General features: G+C 73.5%; 12 protein-coding genes. All 12 read left to right on the top strand.

Annotated elements, in window-relative coordinates:
* Positions 1–235 precede the first annotated feature (235 nt).
* The 12 genes from MKK55_RS05775 to MKK55_RS05720 all read left to right on the top strand — a co-directional run bounded on the left by MKK55_RS05775 (position 236) and on the right by MKK55_RS05720 (position 17,705).
* Entirely contained in the window at positions 236–730 is a 495-nt protein-coding gene (locus MKK55_RS05775) for a YcgN family cysteine cluster protein (RefSeq protein WP_147728252.1), read from the top strand.
* A 165-nt stretch (positions 731–895) separates the two neighbouring features.
* Positions 896–2,842, top strand: coding sequence for a YgiQ family radical SAM protein (locus MKK55_RS05770; RefSeq protein ID WP_405044261.1), 1,947 nt, complete (start codon positions 896–898; stop codon positions 2,840–2,842).
* A gap of 125 nt (positions 2,843–2,967) precedes the next feature.
* Positions 2,968–4,527, top strand: coding sequence for an alpha/beta hydrolase domain-containing protein (locus MKK55_RS05765; RefSeq protein ID WP_243933700.1), 1,560 nt, complete (start codon positions 2,968–2,970; stop codon positions 4,525–4,527).
* A 103-nt stretch (positions 4,528–4,630) separates the two neighbouring features.
* Positions 4,631–9,958, top strand: coding sequence for an alpha-2-macroglobulin family protein (locus MKK55_RS05760; RefSeq protein WP_243933698.1), 5,328 nt, complete (start codon positions 4,631–4,633; stop codon positions 9,956–9,958).
* A 2-nt stretch (positions 9,959–9,960) separates the two neighbouring features.
* Positions 9,961–12,192 (top strand): penicillin-binding protein 1C, encoded by a 2,232-nt coding sequence (gene pbpC / locus MKK55_RS05755; RefSeq protein WP_243933696.1) that lies wholly within the window; start codon positions 9,961–9,963, stop codon positions 12,190–12,192.
* A 179-nt stretch (positions 12,193–12,371) separates the two neighbouring features.
* Positions 12,372–12,644 carry a hypothetical protein gene (locus MKK55_RS05750; RefSeq protein ID WP_243933694.1) on the top strand — a complete coding sequence of 91 codons (273 nt, stop codon included), beginning with the start codon at positions 12,372–12,374 and terminating at the stop codon, positions 12,642–12,644.
* Positions 12,645–12,647: 3 nt separating this feature from the next.
* Positions 12,648–13,208 (top strand): type II toxin-antitoxin system VapC family toxin, encoded by a 561-nt coding sequence (locus MKK55_RS05745; RefSeq protein ID WP_243933692.1) that lies wholly within the window; start codon positions 12,648–12,650, stop codon positions 13,206–13,208.
* A gap of 248 nt (positions 13,209–13,456) precedes the next feature.
* On the top strand, positions 13,457–14,191 hold the full coding sequence (chpT, locus tag MKK55_RS05740; RefSeq protein ID WP_147728838.1) for a histidine phosphotransferase ChpT: 735 nt from the start codon (positions 13,457–13,459) through the stop codon (positions 14,189–14,191).
* Between the two features lie 257 nt (positions 14,192–14,448).
* Positions 14,449–14,958, top strand: coding sequence for a ferritin-like domain-containing protein (locus MKK55_RS05735; RefSeq protein ID WP_147843517.1), 510 nt, complete (start codon positions 14,449–14,451; stop codon positions 14,956–14,958).
* A 173-nt stretch (positions 14,959–15,131) separates the two neighbouring features.
* Positions 15,132–15,983, top strand: a complete 852-nt coding sequence (locus tag MKK55_RS05730; protein WP_147843516.1) for an AAA family ATPase — start codon at positions 15,132–15,134, stop codon at positions 15,981–15,983.
* 220 nt (positions 15,984–16,203) lie between these two features.
* Positions 16,204–17,184 (top strand): aldo/keto reductase, encoded by a 981-nt coding sequence (locus MKK55_RS05725; protein WP_147843515.1) that lies wholly within the window; start codon positions 16,204–16,206, stop codon positions 17,182–17,184.
* Positions 17,184–17,705 (top strand): SixA phosphatase family protein, encoded by a 522-nt coding sequence (locus MKK55_RS05720; RefSeq protein ID WP_243933691.1) that lies wholly within the window; start codon positions 17,184–17,186, stop codon positions 17,703–17,705. Before MKK55_RS05725 ends, MKK55_RS05720 begins: the two co-directional genes overlap by 1 nt.
* Positions 17,706–17,762 lie beyond the last annotated feature (57 nt).

Genomic DNA, 17,762 nt, shown 5'->3' with positions numbered 1-17,762 from the left:
CCTAGAGACGCCTCGACGGACCCGCGGACGACGGGGCCGTGCCCCTCTCTACCAAGCCGCGGGGCCTTTCGCGAGATGGAACGCGGCCCTCGCGGCGATGGGTCCGGCGGGCGCCCGAGAAAGGTCGCGTCAACCTTGATGCGGGATTGGGGCGGCGCCGGGGCGAGGTTGCGCGGCCGGCGCCCATGCGGCACAGGAGAGCGCTTCAGCCCTTGAGACACGAGAGGTGTTCCCGATGGGGAACCCCAAGCCCGCCCCCGCGGGTGCCGCCCTGCCGTTCTGGCGGGAGAAATCCCTCGATGCGATGACGCCGGCCGAGTGGGAGAGCCTGTGCGACGGCTGCGGCCGCTGCTGCCTGCTCAAGCTCGAGGACGACGACACCGGCGAGGTCCACCACACCGACGTCGGCTGCACGCTGCTCGACGGCCACCATTGCCGCTGCCGCGACTACGCCAAGCGCCAGGTCCGCGTGCCGGACTGCGTCCGCCTCACGCCGGAGGCGGTGCGCACGATCCCGTGGCTGCCGCCCACCTGCGCCTACCGCCTGGTCCGCGACGGCGAGCCGCTGTTCGACTGGCACCCGCTGATCTCGGGCTCGCGCAACAGCGTCCACGACGCCGGCATCTCGATCCGCGGCCGGATGGCCGGCAACGAGGAGGAGTTCTCCGACGACGAGCTCCCGGACCGGATCGTCGACTGGCCGACGGCGATGCCGGGCGAGGAGGGGTAGGGGGCGGGCTGGTCCGTGATGACCCGCCGCGCCGTTCGTTGAGGTCGCGGCCCCGGCGGTCTATGCACGGGCCCCATGGACCTCCTCCAAGCTTCCGCGAGTCGATCCCCGGCTCCCCTCGCCTGCAAGCGGCCGTCTTCCAAGGCGGCGGCGCCGTTCCTGCCCATGAGCCGCGCCGAGATGGACGCGCTCGGGTGGGAATCCTGCGACATCGTCCTGGTGACGGGCGACGCCTATGTCGACCATCCCAGCTTCGGCATGGCCATCATCGGCCGGCTGCTCGAGGCGCAGGGATTCCGGGTCGGCATCATCGCGCAGCCCGACTGGCAATCGGCGGAGCCGTTCAAGGCCCTGGGCCGGCCGGCGCTGTTCTTCGGCGTCACCGGCGGCAATCTCGACTCGATGGTGAACCGCTACACGGCGGACCGTCGCCTGCGCCACGACGACGCCTACACCGCGGGCGGGGAGGGCGGCCGGCGCCCGGACCGCTCGACCATCGTCTACACGCAGCGCTGCCGCGAGGCGTACAAGGACGTGCCGATCATCCTCGGCGGCATCGAGGCCTCGCTCCGCCGCATCGCCCATTACGATTACTGGTCCGACAAGGTGCGCCGCTCGATCCTCGCGGATGCGAAGGCCGACCTGCTGCTCTACGGCAATGCCGAGCGCGCCGTGGTCGAGGTGGCGAACCGCCTCGCGGCCGGCGCGGCGCCGCACGAGCTGGACTCCGTCCGGGGCGTCGCCCTGTTCCGCCGCGTGCCCGCGCACTACGCCGAGCTGCCCGCCGACGACCTCGATTCGGCCGACGAGGCCGCCAGCCGCCGCCCCGGCGAGACCGTGATCCGGCTCCCCGCCTACGACGAGGTCAAGGACGACAAGGAGGCCTATGCCCGCGCCTCGCGGGTGCTGCACCGGGAGGCCAACCCCGGCAACGCCCGCCCCCTCGTCCAGCGCCACGGCGACCGCGACCTGTGGCTGAACCCGCCGCCGATCCCGCTCTCCAGCGAGGAGATGGATGCGGTCTACGACCTGCCCTACGCCCGCGCCCCCCATCCCGCCTACGGCGACGCGAAGATCCCCGCCTGGGACATGATCAAGTTCTCCGTGACGATCATGCGCGGCTGCTTCGGCGGCTGCACCTTCTGCTCGATCACCGAGCACGAGGGCCGCGTCATCCAGAACCGGTCGGAAGGCTCGATCCTGCGCGAGATCGAGCGGATCCGCGACAAGACCCCGGGCTTCACCGGCGTGATCTCGGATGTCGGCGGGCCGACGGCGAACATGTACCGGATGGCCTGCAAGGACCCGAAGATCGAGGCGGCGTGCCGGCTGCCGTCCTGCGTCTTCCCGGACATCTGCCCGAACCTGAACACCTCGCACGACGACCTGATCCGGCTCTATCGCAAGGTCCGCGAGGTCAAGGGCGTCAAGAAGGTGATGGTGGCCTCCGGCGTGCGCTACGACCTCGCGGTCCGCAGCCCCGAATACGTCGAGGAGCTCGTGACCCATCACGTCGGCGGCCGGCTGAAGATCGCCCCCGAGCACACCGAGCGCGGCCCCCTCGACCTGATGATGAAGCCGGGGATCGGCACCTACGACCGCTTCAAGGAGATGTTCGACGCCGCCGCCGAGAAGGCCGGCAAGAAATACTACCTGATCCCGTACTTCATCGCGGCCCATCCGGGCACGACCGACCAGGACATGATGAACCTCGCCGTCTGGCTCAAGAAGAACGACTACCGCGCCGATCAGGTGCAGACGTTCCTGCCCTCGCCGATGGCGACCGCCACGACGATGTACCACACCGAGATCAATCCGTTGCAGGGCGTGCGGCGCGGCGGCAGCGAGCCGGTCGACGCGATCAAGGGGATGCGCCAGCGCCGGCTGCACAAGGCGTTCCTGCGCTACCACGACCCCGAGAACTGGCCCCTGCTGCGCGAGGCGCTGCGGGCGATGGGCCGCGCGGATCTCATCGGGCCGCGGCCGGACCAGCTCGTCCCGCTCTCGCAGCCGCCGGGAACGGGCCTGGGCAAGGCGGGCGGCCAGCCGCGACCCGGGCGCCATCCGGGCGCGCCGCGTTTCACCACGAAGGGCGTGCCGCTGCGGAAGTGACGGCCGCGCGCATCGGGCGTTCCATGTCGGGATCGAGCGCCGAGCGCGGTTCCATCCGCCCCCGGATCGTCCCCCGGGCCGGCGCGCCGCGACGGCGTCAGGCTCTGCCGAAACGAAGGGTTCCCATGCCACGCATCCTCCACGCCGCAGCCCTCCTCCTCGCCCTCGGCGCGGGCGCGGCCGAGGCCAGGGTCGTCCGCCTGGAGATCGCGTCCAAGCAGCCCTACGGCACGTTCGCGGCGGGGGCCTATGCGCGCTGGGAGGGGCGCGTCGTCGGCGATCTGGCGCCCGGCGAGGCCGGCATTCCCGATCTCGACAGGGCGACGCGCAACGCCGCCGGCAGGGTCGAGTACGCGGCGCGGGTGATCCTGTTCCTGCCGGTCGATGCGGCCGCCGGCAACGGCGCGCTGCTGGTCGACGTGCCCAATCGCGGCAAGGCCTACGCCCACGCGCTCTACAACAGCCCGCGGGCGCTGCCGATGGCGTCGGGCAACCTCGATGCCGGCACCGGCTTCCTGGAGGATCGCGGCTACCGGGTCGCCGAGGTGTACTGGGAGCTCGGCCAGGGCGCCGACCTGCCGTCCTTCACCGACGGCGAGGGACAGCGGCGCTTCGTCGAGGGGGTCGGCTTCGCCATCGTGCGCGATACGGCCGACTTCCTCGCCCACGCGGCGGCCGATGCCGCGGGCACGCCGAACCCGCTCGCCGGCAGCGTGAGCCGGACGCTCGCCACCGGCAAGTCGCAGGACGGGCGCTTCCTGAAGACCTTCCTGCTGCACGGCTTCAACCGCGCCGACGGCCGGCGCGTCTTCGACGGGATGCACGTCTTCGTCTCGGGCGCGGGGCTGCTGCCGATCCTGCGATCGGGCATCGGGCCGGGATCGAGCGCCGACGGCGCGCCGAATTTCGCCGATCCGGAGTTTCCCGGCGTCCACGACGGGCCGCTGACCATCGGCGCGATCGTCGCCGCGGCCGAGGCGCGGGGCGAGGTGGCGCCGAAGGCGATGCTCCTGAATTCGACCACGGATTACGCGTCGCTGCGCGCCTCGCTCGGCCGCACCGGCGCCACCGGCACCGAAGACCTCGCGCTGCCGGCCAACGTCCGGATGTACGACGTCGCCGGCGCCTCGCACGTCACCGTGGTCCGGGCCGAGGCCTGCAGCCTGCCGCCGGGCCGCCTCGACTGGGCTCCCGTGGCCCGGGCCACGCTCCAGCGCCTCGACGGCTGGGTCGCGCAAAACCTCGCCCCGCCCGAGACCCGGTTGATGCCGCTGGTGCCGGCCACCGGCGACGCGAGCGTGCTGCAGGCGCCCAGGACCCTGCAGGGGGCGGTCGTCCAGGTGCCGCGGCGCGACGCCGACGGCAATCCCGTCGGCGGCGTGCGCCTGCCCGACATCGCGGCGCCGCTCGGCGTCCACGGCCTGCAGAACGCGCCGCTGTCCACCTTCACCTGCTCGCTCGTCGGCGCCTACCGGCCCTTCCCGCGACGGGCGACCGAGGGCGGCCCGCCGTCGCTGGCCGAGCGCTACCGGAGCCAGGCCGACTACGTGAACCGGGTGCGCGAGGCGGCCCGGGAGGCCGAGGCCCAGGGCTTCCTGCTGCGGGAGGATGCGGCGGTCATCGTCGACGCCGCCACCGCGGACCCGATTTTCGGCGGGACGGGGCCGACGGCGGCCCCGCGCTGATTGCGGCCGGCGGGGCGGGTGCTACGGTCCGCCCGGCATTTGCGCCACGCGAATCGCCGGTCGGCCCCGAGGGGCCCACCGGCGCGACAGGGCGAGGACGATCATGCTGGGATCGGGGTTCGGGCGTCGGATCGGCCTGCTGGCCGGGCTCCTGATCGCGGCGCCGTCGACGACGCCGTCCTTCGCGCAGGCGCCGGCGCCCGCCGCGCGTGCCGTCCCCAGGCCGGCGCCCGCGGCCCGGCCCGCACCGGCGATCGCAAGGACCTTCGTGCGCGAGGGGCTGGCGAGCGCGGCCGTGCGGCTCGAAACGTCGCTGAAGGGCGAGGCCGCCGGCGCGCTCAAGGGGCCCGGGCAATCCCGCCGCGCCGCCGAGGCGCTGCTCGCCGACGAGAAGGCCGCCGAGGCGCTGCCGCCCTTCGCCGCCGCGGTGGCGGCCGACCCGTCCGACGTCCAGGCCTGGCTCGGCTACGCGCGGGCGGCCGACGCGGTCGCCGGCGACGACGAGAACAAGGATTACGAGGGCCGCGCGCGCCTGCGCGGCCGGGCCCCGGCCGCCGCCTACCAGGCCTACCAGCGCGCGCGGACCGCGCCCGAGGCGGCCGAGGCCCTGGCGCTGCTCGCCGAGATCCAGGGCGGCCGGGCGGAGTGGCGCCCGGCGCTCGAAGCCTACGGGGCGAGCCTGGCCCTGAACGACGTGGCGTCCGTGCGCGAGGCCTACGAGACGATGCGCGCCGAGCATGGTTTCCGCATCCTGGACTACAAGGTCGACGCCGACGCCGCCGCCCCGCGGGTGTGCTTCACCTTCTCCGAGCCGCTGGCGGCCAAGGCCGACTTCGCCCCCTTCGTCGCGGTGTCGGGCGCGACCAACGCCGCGGTCACGGCCGAAGGCTCCCAGGTCTGCGTCGACGGGCTGAAGCACGGCGGCTCCTACGCCTTCGTCGTGCGCCAGGGCCTGCCCTCCGCGGTGGGCGAGAGCCTGCTGAAGTCGGCCGACTACGAGGTCTACGTCCGCGACCGCGCCCCCCAGGTGCGCTTCACCGGCCGCAACTACGTCCTGCCCCGCACCGGGCAGGCGGGGGTGCCGCTGGTCTCGGTCAACGCGCCGAAGGTCGACGTCGAGGTGCTGCGCATCGGCGACCGCGGCCTGCTGCCGTCGCTGCGGTCGGAGGAGTTCCTCGGCCAGCTCAACGGCGCCACCGCCCGGACCATCGCCGCGCAGAAGGGCGTCCAGGTCTGGAAGGGCACGCTCGACACGGCCAAGGCCGAGGTCAACCAGGAATCGGTCACCGCCTTCCCGGTGCTCCAGGCGGTGGGCCGGCTCGAGCCCGGCCTCTACGTGATGCTGGCGCAGGCCTCGGGCACCGCCGCGACCGCGGAGGAGGGCGAGGATGGCGGCTACGAGGCCAAGGCGACGCAGTGGTTCGTGGTCTCCGATCTCGGGCTCACCGCCTTCAAGGGCCGCGACGGCGTCCACGTCTTCGCGCGCTCGCTCGCCAGCGCGACGGTGGTCGCGAACGCCGAGATCCGCCTGATCGCCCGCAACAACGAGGTGCTGGCCGCGCGCCGGACCGACGCGAGCGGCCACGCCGCCTTCGATCCGGGGCTCGCCCGCGGCGAGGGCGGCGTCGCCCCGAGCCTGGTGGTGGCGCAGGTCGGCGACGATTACGGCTTCCTCGACCTCGACCTCGCCGCCTTCGACCTCACCGACCGCGGCGTGAAGGGCCGGGCCGACGCCGGCTCGATCGAGGCCTACGTCTTCCCCGAGCGCGGGGTCTACCGCTCCGGCGAGACCGTGCAGATCACCGCGCTCCTCCGCGACGGGCAGGGCAAGGCGGTGCCGAGCCTGCCGCTGACCCTGGTGGTCAAGCGCCCCGACGGCGTCGAGTACCGCCGCGTCTCGGTGGCCGACCAGGGCCTCGGCGGGCGCGCCCTGCCGCTGCCGCTGCTCTCGGGCGCGATGCACGGCACCTGGCGGATCCAGGCCTTCACCGATCCGAAGGCGCCCGCCGTCGGCGAGGCCTCGTTCCTGCTCGAGGACTACGTCCCCGAGCGGCTCGAGGTGACGCTGAAGCCCGAGCAGCCGAGCCTGCGCCGGGGCGAGGCCGCCCGGGTCGCGGTGGCGGCGCGCTACCTCTACGGCGCGCCGGGCTCGGGCCTCGACGTCTCGGGCAGCGTCACCGTGCAGGCGGCGGCCGCGAGCGGCATCAAGGGCCTGGACGGCTTCTCGGTCGGCCTCGACGACGAGGCGATCGAGGCCTCGACCCAGGAGATCGAGGCGCGCGCCGCCACCGACGCCAAGGGCGAGGCCGTGGTCGCGGTGCCGGTGCAGGCGCTGGCCGCGCCGCGCCCGGTCGAGGCCAAGATCACGCTCGCGGTCGGCGAGCCCGGCGGGCGGGCGCTGTCGCGCAGCCTCACCCTGCCGATCCTGCCCGAGGGCCCGGTGCTGGCGATCCGCAAGGGCTTTGGCGACGACCTGCCCGTCGGCGGCACCGCCGGCTTCGACGTGGTGATGGCCGCGCCCGACGGCACGCGCCTGGCGCAGGCCGGCGCGACCTGGACGCTGTCGCGGCTGGAGCAGACCTACCAATGGTACCGCGCCGACGGCCGCTGGTCGTTCGAGCCGGTGAAGTCCGTGCGCCGGGTCGCCGACGGCACCCTCGACCTGAAGGCCGACGCGCCGGCCAAGGTGGCCCAGGCGCTCGGCTTCGGGAAGTACCGCCTCGAGGTCAGCGCGCCGGGCCGGCCGGGGGCTGCGGCCTCCGTCAGCTTCAGCGTCGGCTGGAGCGGCTCGGAGACGGCCGAGGTGCCCGACCTCCTCGACCTCACCCTCGACAAGGCGGCCTACACGGCCGGCGACACCCTGCAGGCGCGGCTGAACCCGCGCTTCAAGGGCCGCGCCACCGTCACGGTGGTCGGCGACCGGCTGCAGGCGGTGCTCGACGTGGACGTGCCGGAGGGCGGCGCCACGGTGTCGATCCCGGTCAAGGCCGAGTGGGGCGCCGGCGCCTACCTCGTCGCCACCGCCTACCGGCCGCTCGACCAGGCCGCCAAGCGCCTGCCGGGCCGGGCGCTGGGGCTGGCGTGGTTCTCGGTCGACCGGGCCGAGCGGGCGCTGACGGTCTCGGTCGAGGCCCCGGAGAAGACGCGCCCGCGCCAGGACCTGACCCTGCCGATCCGGCTCGCGGGGCTCAAGGCCGGCGAGGCGGCCCGCGTCACCGTGGCGATGGTCGACGTCGGCATCCTCAACCTCACCCGCTACGAGGCGCCGAACCCGGTCGCCTACTTCCTCGGCCAGAAGGCGCTCGGACCCGAGATCCGCGACCTCTACGGGTACCTGATCGACGGGATGCAGGGCACGCTGGGCGCGATCCGCTCCGGCGGCGACGGCGCCGGCGGGGAGCTGGCCGACGCGCCGCCGACCCAGGCGCCGCTCGCGCTCTATTCCGGCGTGGTGACTGTCGCGCCCGACGGCAGCGCCAGCGTCACCTTCCCGGTGCCGGCCTTCAACGGCACCGCGCGGGTGATGGTCACCGCCTGGAGCGGCAGCCGCGTCGGCCAGGCCTCGGCCGACGTGATCGTGCGCGATCCCGTGGTCGTCACCGGCACGCTGCCGCGCTTCCTCAATGCCGGCGACCGCTCCCGCGTCTTCCTGGCGCTCGACAACGTCGAGGGGCAGGGCGGCGACTACACCCTCGACCTCGACCTGTCGGGGCCGGTGCTGGTCGGGGCGCAGGCGGTGCGCACGACGATGCGGCTGGAGGCGGGCGCCAAGGGGCAGCTCGTGGTGCCGATCACCGCGGCCGGGCCCGGCACCGCGAGCCTCGACCTGACGCTCTCCGGCCCGGGCCTCGCCGCGGGCGTCGGCCAGCGCTTCACGCTTCCCGTCTCGCCCGGCACCGGCGCGCTGGTGCGGCGCGAGGTGCGCACGCTGGCGCCTGGCGCGAGCCTGCAGCTCTCCGGGGACCTGCTCGCCGACATCCTGCCCGGCACCGGCACCGTCTCGGTGGCGGCCGGCGCGCTGCCGGGCATCGACGTGCCGGCGCTGCTGCTGGCGCTGGACCGCTACCCCTACGGCTGCTCCGAGCAGGTGGTGAGCCGGGCGATGCCGCTGCTCTACGTCAACGCGCTCGCGGCCAAGGACAGGCTGGCCCTCGACGACACCGTCGACGCCCGCATCCGCGAGGCGATCGAGCGGGTGCTGTCGCGCCAGGATGCGAGCGGCGATTTCGGGCTGTGGTCGGCACAGGGGTCGAACGACCTCTGGCTGTCGGCCTACGTCACCGACTTCCTGACGCGGGCCCGCGAGCGCGGCTTCGCCGTGCCGCAGGTGGCGTTCGGCCAAGCCCTCGACCGCCTGCGCAACGCGGTCGCCAACGCCACGGAGGTGCGCGACGGCGGCACCGACCTCGCCTACGCGGCCTACGTGCTGGCCCGGAACGGCCGCCCGGTGATGGGGGACCTGCGCTACCTCGCCGACACCAAGCTCGCCGACTTCGCCACCCCCCTGGGGCGGGCGCAGATCGCGGCGGCCCTGGCGCTCCTCGGCGACCGCGGCCGCGCCGCCAAGGCGATGGAGTCCGCGCTGACGGCGCTCCGGTCCGAGCGCGACAGGCAGAGCTACCGCGCCGATTACGGCTCGCGCCTGCGCGACGGCGCCGGCCTGCTGGCGCTCGCCGCCGAGACCGGTTTCTCGCAGGCCGCGCTGACCCCGGTCTCCGCGGTGCTTGTCGAGGAGCGCGCCTCCGGGCGGGTCACCAGCACGCAGGAGAACACCTGGATGGTGCTGGCGGCCCAGGGCCTGACGCAGGAAGCCGACGCGCTGTCCTTCACCGTCGACGGCGCGCCCCAGGCCGGCCCGCTGGCGCGGAGCTACCGGGCGGCGGCGCTGGAGCGGCCGGTGGCGATCGCCAACACCGGCCGGGCGCCGGTGCAGGTGGTGGTCGGCGTCTCGGGCAATCCCGTGTCGCCCGAGCCGGCCGACGCGCGCGGCTACGCCATCGAGCGGAGCTATCACCGCCTCGACGGCAGCGTCGTCGACCCCGCCCGCGGCATCCGCCAGAACGACCGCCTCGTGGTGGTGCTGAAGGTGACGGAGGCCAAGGCCAGCGCCGGCCGCCTGCTGCTGGTTGACCGCCTGCCCGCGGGCCTCGAGATCGACAACCCGAAGCTCCTCGACGCCGACGCGCTCACCGGCCTCGCCTTCGCGAAGTCCGACGTGCAGCCGGTCCACACCGAGTTCCGCGACGACCGCTTCGTGGCCGCCTACGACCGCTCGCCCGAGCAGTCGGCCTTCTTCACCGCCGCCTACACCGTCCGCGCGGTCTCGCCCGGCACCTACGTCCACCCCGGCGCGACCATCGAGGACATGTACCGCCCCGAACGCTTCGGCCGCACCGCGTTCGGCTCGGTCGAGATTGGGGCGGCGAAGTAGGGATGGGCGGCCGCCCGCGCGTCCCTCCCCCCTCTGCGGGGGAGGGGACCCTGCGGAGCAGGGGGGGAGAGGGGACCGCGTCGTCCGGAGACAGCGCTCCCCTCTCCCGACCCCTGCTCACGCAGGGGCCACCCTCCCCCGCCGAGGGGGGAGGGACGTGGCGCGGGTTTGTCATCATCATCGCGATTCTCGTCGCCATCCCCCCCCTCGCCCTCTGGCGCTTCGCCGCCGCGCTGCCGCCCCTCGACCTGGCGCAGGCGGACCTGCGCTCCACCATCGTGGTCGACGCCCGCGGGACCCTGCTGCGCCCGTTCGCGACGCCGGACGGGCGCTGGCGGCTGCCGGTGACGGCGGCGTCCGTCGACCCGCGCTATCTCGCGATGCTCACGGCCTACGAGGACCGGCGCTTCGCCGACCATCCCGGCATCGACCCGGCGGCGACGCTGCGCGCCGCGTGGCAATGGCTGGCGCACGGACGGATCGTCTCCGGCGGCTCGACCCTGTCGATGCAGGTCGCCCGCCTGGTCGAGCCGCGCGCCGAACGCTCGCTCGCCGCAAAGCTCCGGCAGATGGTCCGCGCGGTCGCGCTCGAGCAACGCTTCGGCAAGGCCGGCGTGCTCGACCTCTACCTCGCGCTCGCGCCCTATGGCGGCCCGGTCGAGGGCGTGCGGGCGGCGGCGCTCGCCTATTTCGGCCGCGAGCCGGCCCGGCTCTCGTTCGCCGAAGCCGCCCTCCTCGTCGCCCTGCCGCAGGCGCCCGAGACCCGCCGGCCGGACCGCTTTCCCGCCAACGCCCGCCGGGCGCGGGACCGGGTGCTCGACATCGCCGCCGCCCGCGGCGCGATCACGCGCAGCGAGGCCGCCGCCGCCAAGGCCGAGCCGGTGCCGGACCTGCGACGCCCGTTCCCGATGGCGGCAGCGCACGCGGCGGAGGCGGCGGTCGCCGCCGACCCGTCGGCGAGCGTGCTGCGCCTGACCCTCGACGGCCGGCTCCAGGCGAGCCTCGAGCAGCTGGCTACGGAGCGCGCGCAGGCCGCGGGGCCCGGCCTGTCGGCGGCGATCCTGGCGATCGACAACCGCACCGGCGCGGTGCTCGCCCAGGTCGGCAGCGCCGGCTACCGCGACGCCGCGCGCCGCGGCGCCATCGACATGACGCTGGCGGTGCGCTCGCCGGGCTCGGCGCTCAAGCCCTTCATCTACGCGCAGGCCTTCGAGAGCGGGCTCGCCCATCCCGAGACGCTGCTCGACGACCGCCCGGCCCGGTACGCGGCCGCCTACGCGCCCGAGAACTTCGACCTCACGTATCAAGGCACCGTCACCGCCCGCCGCGCGCTGCAACTCTCGCTCAACGTGCCCGCCGTCGCGCTGATGGAGGCGGTCGGCCCGGCCCGCTTCATCGCCCGCCTCAGGGCCGCCGGCGCCGCGATCCTGCTGCCGCGCGACGCCGCGCCGGGCCTACCCGTGGCGCTGGGCGGCCTCGGGATCACGCTGACCGACCTCGCCCGGCTCTATGCCGGGCTGGCGCGCGGCGGCGCGATGCCCGACCTGATCCGCCGCGCCGACCGGCCGGCGCCGCCCGACTCCGCGCGCCGCGTCGCCGAGCCGGTGGCGGCCTGGTACGTCGCCGACATCCTGCGCGGCGCACCGCCCCCCGAGAACGCGCTGCCCGGCCGCATCGCCTACAAGACCGGCACCTCGTTCGGCTATCGCGACGCGTGGGCCGCCGGGTTCGACCGGCGGGTGACGATCGCGGTCTGGGTCGGGCGGCCGGACGGCGCCGCGGTGCCGGGCCTCGTCGGGCGCGCGGTCGCCGCGCCGATCCTGTTCGACGCGTTCGCGCGCTTCGGCGGCGAGCCGGAGCCGGTGGCGCAGCCGCGCGACGCGCTGGTCACCACGTCGGCCGGCCTGCCGCCGCCGCTCCGCCACATCCGCCGCGACGCCCCCAAGACGCTGGCCGCCGCCGACACCGCGCCCCTGAAGATCGCCTACCCGCCCGACGGCGCCCGGATCGATCTCGGGCTTCAGGATCACCCGGGCGAGGCGGCGCAGCAGGCGCGCCTCGCCCTGAAGGCGCTGGGCGGCGTGCCGCCGCTGACCTGGATGGTCGGCGGCCGCCCGGTGGCCGATTCCCCCCGCCGCCAGTCCGAATGGCTGCCCGACGGCGCCGGCTTCGCCCGCATCTCGGTCCTCGACGCGACCGGCGCGAGCGACAGCGTCGTGGTGCGGCTGGAATAGGCGCGCCGGCATCCCGGTGCCGGTCGTGCGCGTCGCACGCCTCCAGAGGTTTGCCGGGTCTGCGGGCGTGCTCGCCGAGCCGAGCGCATGGGACGGGCGCAGACCGCCTTCGCGACGAGCCTCCACGCGGAGGACCGAGCGGATCGGGCGCCCGATTGCACCGCGTGTCGCCCGATCCTATGGCGATCGTGGCGGCGGCCTCGTCCAAGGCGAAGGTTCAGGCCGTGCTGGCGCGGGCGCAGGAGAGCGGACTGATCGCGAAGAAAGGCGGGCGGATTTCCGGGCGCGTGTCGCCGGAACTGATCGAGCGCGCGAAAGCCCGCACCGGCATCCGGTCGGACACCGAGCTGGTGGAGTTCGCCCTGGCCAACCTGGCGATCGAAGACGATTTCGCCGACGTGTTTCGAGCGTTGAGAGGCACGGTCGATCCCGGGCTGGACCTCGGATTCTAGCGCGTGGCGTTCGACTTCCGGTCCGCCGAGCGGGTTCGGAGGCAGGCTCCGGTCAGGACCCTGGGACGCCGACCCGACGACCGTCTTCCGTTTCTCGGGACGGAGGCATCGGCCGGGAACGGCCTTCTCCTCGATACCTGCGGCTACATCGACCAGATGCAGGGCAGGGCGCCCGCGATCGTCGCGGATCTGCTCGCGATCCGGCTGGTGAACCACAGCACCGTCGCCGTCCAGGAGCTGATGCATACGGTCGGCGTGCTGGATCCGGGCGTCGCCCGGACCGAGGGCGCCGTCGCGGCGATCGAAGCGGCGATCGATGCCATGCCGGCGCATCGCCTGTTCGTGCCGGATGCCGACATCCTCGCCCAGGCCGCCGTGTATGCGGGCATGCTCGCGCGGGTTCAGGGCTACGGCCGCGACGAGCGGATGAAGGCCCTCCACGACTGCGTGCTGTTCGTGCAGGCGATGAAGCACGGGTTCGCCGTGCTGACCCGCAACGTGCGCGAGTTCGACGCCCTGCTTCAGATGCGGGCGGACGGGCGGGTGCTGTTCTACCGGACCTGAGGGGGCGCGCGGGGCGGCGGACCGAGCCGGGCGCCTGCCGCTCCGGTCCGAGGGCCGGCCGGCGATCGGCTTGCCGCGTCGCGCCTCCCCCGTAACCCTTTGCAAAGGCGGATGTGGCGTCTATCCGTTCGGGCAGGGCCGCCCCGCGGCCGAGTTCCGCGTCGCCAAGCCCGCGGCCGAGTTCCGCGTCGCCAAGCCGGACGACCAAGTCCGAAGACCAAGTCCGAAGAAAATGCCCGGAGCGTGCCATGAATGCCGTGACCCTCGACGCCCTCGACCTCTCCGCGCTGCTGTGCTCCCGCGTCTGCCACGACGTGATCAGCCCCGTGGGCGCGATCGTGAACGGGCTCGAGGTGCTGGAGGACGACCAGGACGAGTCGATGCGCGAGTTCGCCCTCGACCTGATCCGCAAGAGCGCGCGCCACGCCTCCGCCCGCCTGCAATTCGCCCGGATCGCCTTCGGCGCGGCGGGCTCGGCCGGCGCCTCGATCGACCTCGCCGACGCGGAGAAGGTCTCGCGCGGCATGTTCTCCGACGAGAAGACCCAGCTCAGCTGGAGCGCGCCGGTGGCGCTCTACCCGAAGAACAAGGTCAAGCTGCTCCTCAACCTCGTGATGATCGCCACCGGCGCGATCCCGCGCGGCGGCCTGCTCGACGTGACGGTGACCGGCGACGGCGAGGCGCCGACCCTGGTGCTGGTCGCCAAGGGCTCGCATGCCCGCATCCCGCCCCATGTCGAGGCGCTGATCGCCGGCACGCCCGAGAACGGCGTCGTCGATGCCCACGGCATCCTGCCCTACTATGCCGGCCTCGTCGCCCGCGCCGCCGCCATGAACGTCCGCTTCTCCATCGAGGGCGACACCGTGACGATCCGCTCGGAGCCGGTCGCCGCCGCGGTCGAGCCGGTGATCGAGACCGCCCCGGAAAGCTCCGAGGACGACCGCCCCTCCGACAGCGAGCCGTCCGACACCCTGCTCGCCTGAGGAGCACCGGCTTTTCCCTCCCCCCGACGGATCTCGGGCCCGCCCGAGATCCGCACCCCGTGTGCCCGAGGCGGGCGAGCCCGGCTTGGGTGCGGGGGAGGCTTGGGTGCGCCGTCCACGCGCGAGACGCACGCGGGAGATCCGCCGCGCTGCGTCACATTGAGCGCGTGCGCGACTCCCGGGAAACTTGGCCGGCGGGCGCCGGGTCTCTCCCATAGGCGCGGCCGGGCTCCGGCCGCCGATCAGGAGATCCGAACATGGCCCACGACACGCGCGACATCTACGTCACGGCGCTGAAGAACACGCATGCCCTGGAGATGCAGGCGCTCCAGATCATGGAGCGTCAGGTCGAACGGCTGCAGAACTATCCCGAGATGGAGGCGGCGCTCCGCCGCCACATCGACGAGACCCACGGCCAGCGCACCCGCCTGGAGGAGGCGCTGCACGGCCTCTCCGAGAGCCCCTCGGCGCTCAAGGAGGGCTTTCTCGGCTTCGTCGGCAACATGATGGCGCTCGGGCACGCCCCGGCCCAGGACGAGATCCTGAAGAACGCCTACGCCAACCACGCCTTCGAGAACTTCGAGATCGCCGCCTACACCTCGCTGCTGGCGATCGGCGAGGCGGCGGGCCAGCAGGGCCATGCCGCGGCCTTCCAGCAATCGCTGAAGGAGGAGGAGGGCATGGCCGCCAAGGTGCGCGAGCTCGTGCGCCCGACGACCCTGCGCTACATCGAGCTGACCACCGCCGGCGCCAAGGCCGACCGCTAGGCCGGGCGAAGACCGGACCGCGACGGCGGGGCGGCGGCCCGCCGGACCTCATGGGTCCCGACCCACGGGACTCGGGATGAGCGGGCCGCGTCCCTGGGGCGTTGCCCGCGACCGGCTTTGCGCCCTATGTCGGACGGGTCGGCCGTGCCGGCCCGCCAGGACGAAACAGCCCGATGCGCTTCACCGGAACCGAGTCCTACGTCGCGACGCCCGACCTCACAGCGGCCGTCAACGCCGCCATCGTGCTGGAGCGGCCGCTGCTGGTGAAGGGCGAGCCCGGCACCGGCAAGACGGTGCTGGCCGAGGAGATCGCCAAGGGGCTCGGCGCCGACCTGCTCACCTGGAACGTCAAGTCGACCACCAAGGCGCAGCAGGGCCTATACGAGTACGACGCCGTCTCGCGGCTGCGCGACTCGCAGCTCGGCGATCCCCGCGTCTCGGAGATTTCCCACTACATCCGCCGCGGCAAGCTGTGGGAGGCCTTCACGGCCGACGCGCGCCCGGTGCTGCTGATCGACGAGATCGACAAGGCCGACATCGAGTTCCCGAACGACCTGCTGACCGAGCTCGATCGCATGGAGTTCTTCGTCTACGAGACCGGCGAAACGGTGAAGGCGGCCCGCCGCCCGGTGGTGATCATCACCTCGAACAACGAGAAGGAGCTGCCGGACGCGTTCCTGCGCCGGTGCTTCTTCCACTACATCAAGTTCCCGGACGCGCAGACGCTGGGGCGAATCGTCGAGGTGCACTATCCCGGCATCAAGCACCGCCTCGTCGAGGAGGCGTTGCGGGTGTTCCTCGAGACCCGCGAGGTGCCGGGCCTGAAGAAGAAGCCCTCGACCTCCGAGCTGCTCGACTGGCTCAAGCTCCTGGTCTCGGAGGACGTCGACCCCGAGACCCTGCGCGAGACCAACGCCCGCAAGCTGATCCCGCCGCTGCACGGCGCGCTGCTCAAGAACGAGCAGGATGTCAGCCTGTTCGAGAAGCTGGCCTTCATGATGCGGCGCGAGGGGCGGGGGGGCTGAGCCTTCCGCTCTTCCCCTCCACCCCCTCATCCTGGGGGGCCGGCAGCGAAGCGGAGGCCTCGAAGGAGGGTTCCAGGGACCGCGCGACCTCCGGAGGGCTCCTTCGAGGCCCGCTCGCGCGGGCACCTCAGGATGAGGCGATGAATTGGGGGCAGCGGAACGCCGCCTGCCACCTTGGCCAAAACGCGGCCGTCAGATCGAGAGAACCAAGAGCCGCCGCATGAAGATGAAGAAACTCGGCCGCACCGGCCTCGACGTGTCCGCCCTCTGCCTCGGCTGCATGACCTACGGCATCCCCGAGCGCGGCCCCCATCCCTGGACGCTGCCGGAGGACGAGAGCCGCCCGCTGATCCACCAGGCGCTCGACCTCGGCATCAACTTCTTCGACACGGCCAACTACTATTCCGACGGCACCAGCGAGGAGATCGTCGGCCGCGCGCTGCGCGATTACGGCGACCGCGACAGCCTCGTCGTCGCGACCAAGTGCTTCTACCCGCTGACGGACCGGCCCAATGCCGGCGGGCTGTCGCGAAAGGCGATCTTCGCGGCGATCGACGCCAGCCTGAAGCGGCTCGGCATGGACCACGTCGACCTGTTCCAGATCCACCGCTGGGACTACGAGACCCCGATCGAGGTGACGCTGGAGGCGCTGCACGACGTGGTGAAGGCCGGCAAGGCGCGGTATCTCGGCGCCTCGTCGATGTATGCGTGGCAGTTCTCGAAGGCGCTCTACACCGCCGATCTCCACGGCTGGACCCGGTTCGCGACCATGCAGAACCACGTCAACCTGCTGCATCGCGAGGAGGAGCGCGAGATGCTGCCGCTCTGCCGCGACCAGGGGATCGCCGTGCTGCCGTGGAGCCCGCTCGCCCGCGGGCGGCTGACCCGCGACGCCGACGCCACCAGCGCGCGCCAGGACAGCGACGCCGTCGGCAAGGGCCTCTACGACGCGGCGGCCGACGCCGACCGGGCGATCATCGCCAAGGTCGCCGAGATCGCCGAGGCCCGCGGCGTGCCGCGCGCGCAGGTGGCCCTGGCCTGGGTCGCGGCCAAGCCCGAGGTCGCCGCGCCGATCATCGGCGCCGCGAAGCCCGGCCACCTAACCGATGCGGTCGCGGCCCTCGACCTCGTGCTCACGGACGACGAGATCGCGGCGCTGGAGTCGCTCTACACCCCGCATCCGATCGTCGGGTTCGCCTGATGCGCCGCCTTCTGCTCCTGCGCCACGCCAAGTCGGACCGGCCGGCGGGCGTCCCCGACATCGACCGGCCCCTCGACGCCCGCGGGCGCGAGGCCGCGCCGCGGATGGGCGCCTACCTCGCGAGCGAGGGCCTGCATCCCGACCTCGCCCTGGTCTCGCCCGCAAAGCGCACGCGGGAAACCTGGGAGGCGGTGGCCGCCTCGCTCGGCGCGGTTCCCGCGCAGATCGTCGAGACGATCTACGAGGCGCCCCCGGCATCGCTGCTCGAGGCGGTCCGCGCCGCCCCCGATTCCGCCGAGACGCTGATCCTGATCGGCCACAATCCCGGCATGGAGGCGCTGGCCGACCGGCTGGTCGGCGCCGGCCCGCGCGCGGCGCGAAGCCGCCTCGCGCAGGGCTTTCCCACGGCGGCGCTGGCGGTGATCGAATTCGATGCGGAAAGCTGGGGCGCGATCAACGGCGACGGCCGCCTGGAGCGGTTCGTGCGGCCGAAGGACCTCAGCCCGGACCTGACGGATTAAGTCATCGTCCCGAAGCCGGTTGCAGGCTCTCGGACGAAGCCGATGCTTGCGCCCGGC

It is taken from the genome of Methylobacterium sp. J-059 (assembly GCF_022829485.1).
In the GTDB taxonomy this organism is placed as follows: Bacteria; Pseudomonadota; Alphaproteobacteria; order Rhizobiales; family Beijerinckiaceae; genus Methylobacterium.
The sequence above is the reverse complement of the archived record's forward strand: the minus strand, read 5'-3'. Positions and strand labels throughout refer to the sequence as shown.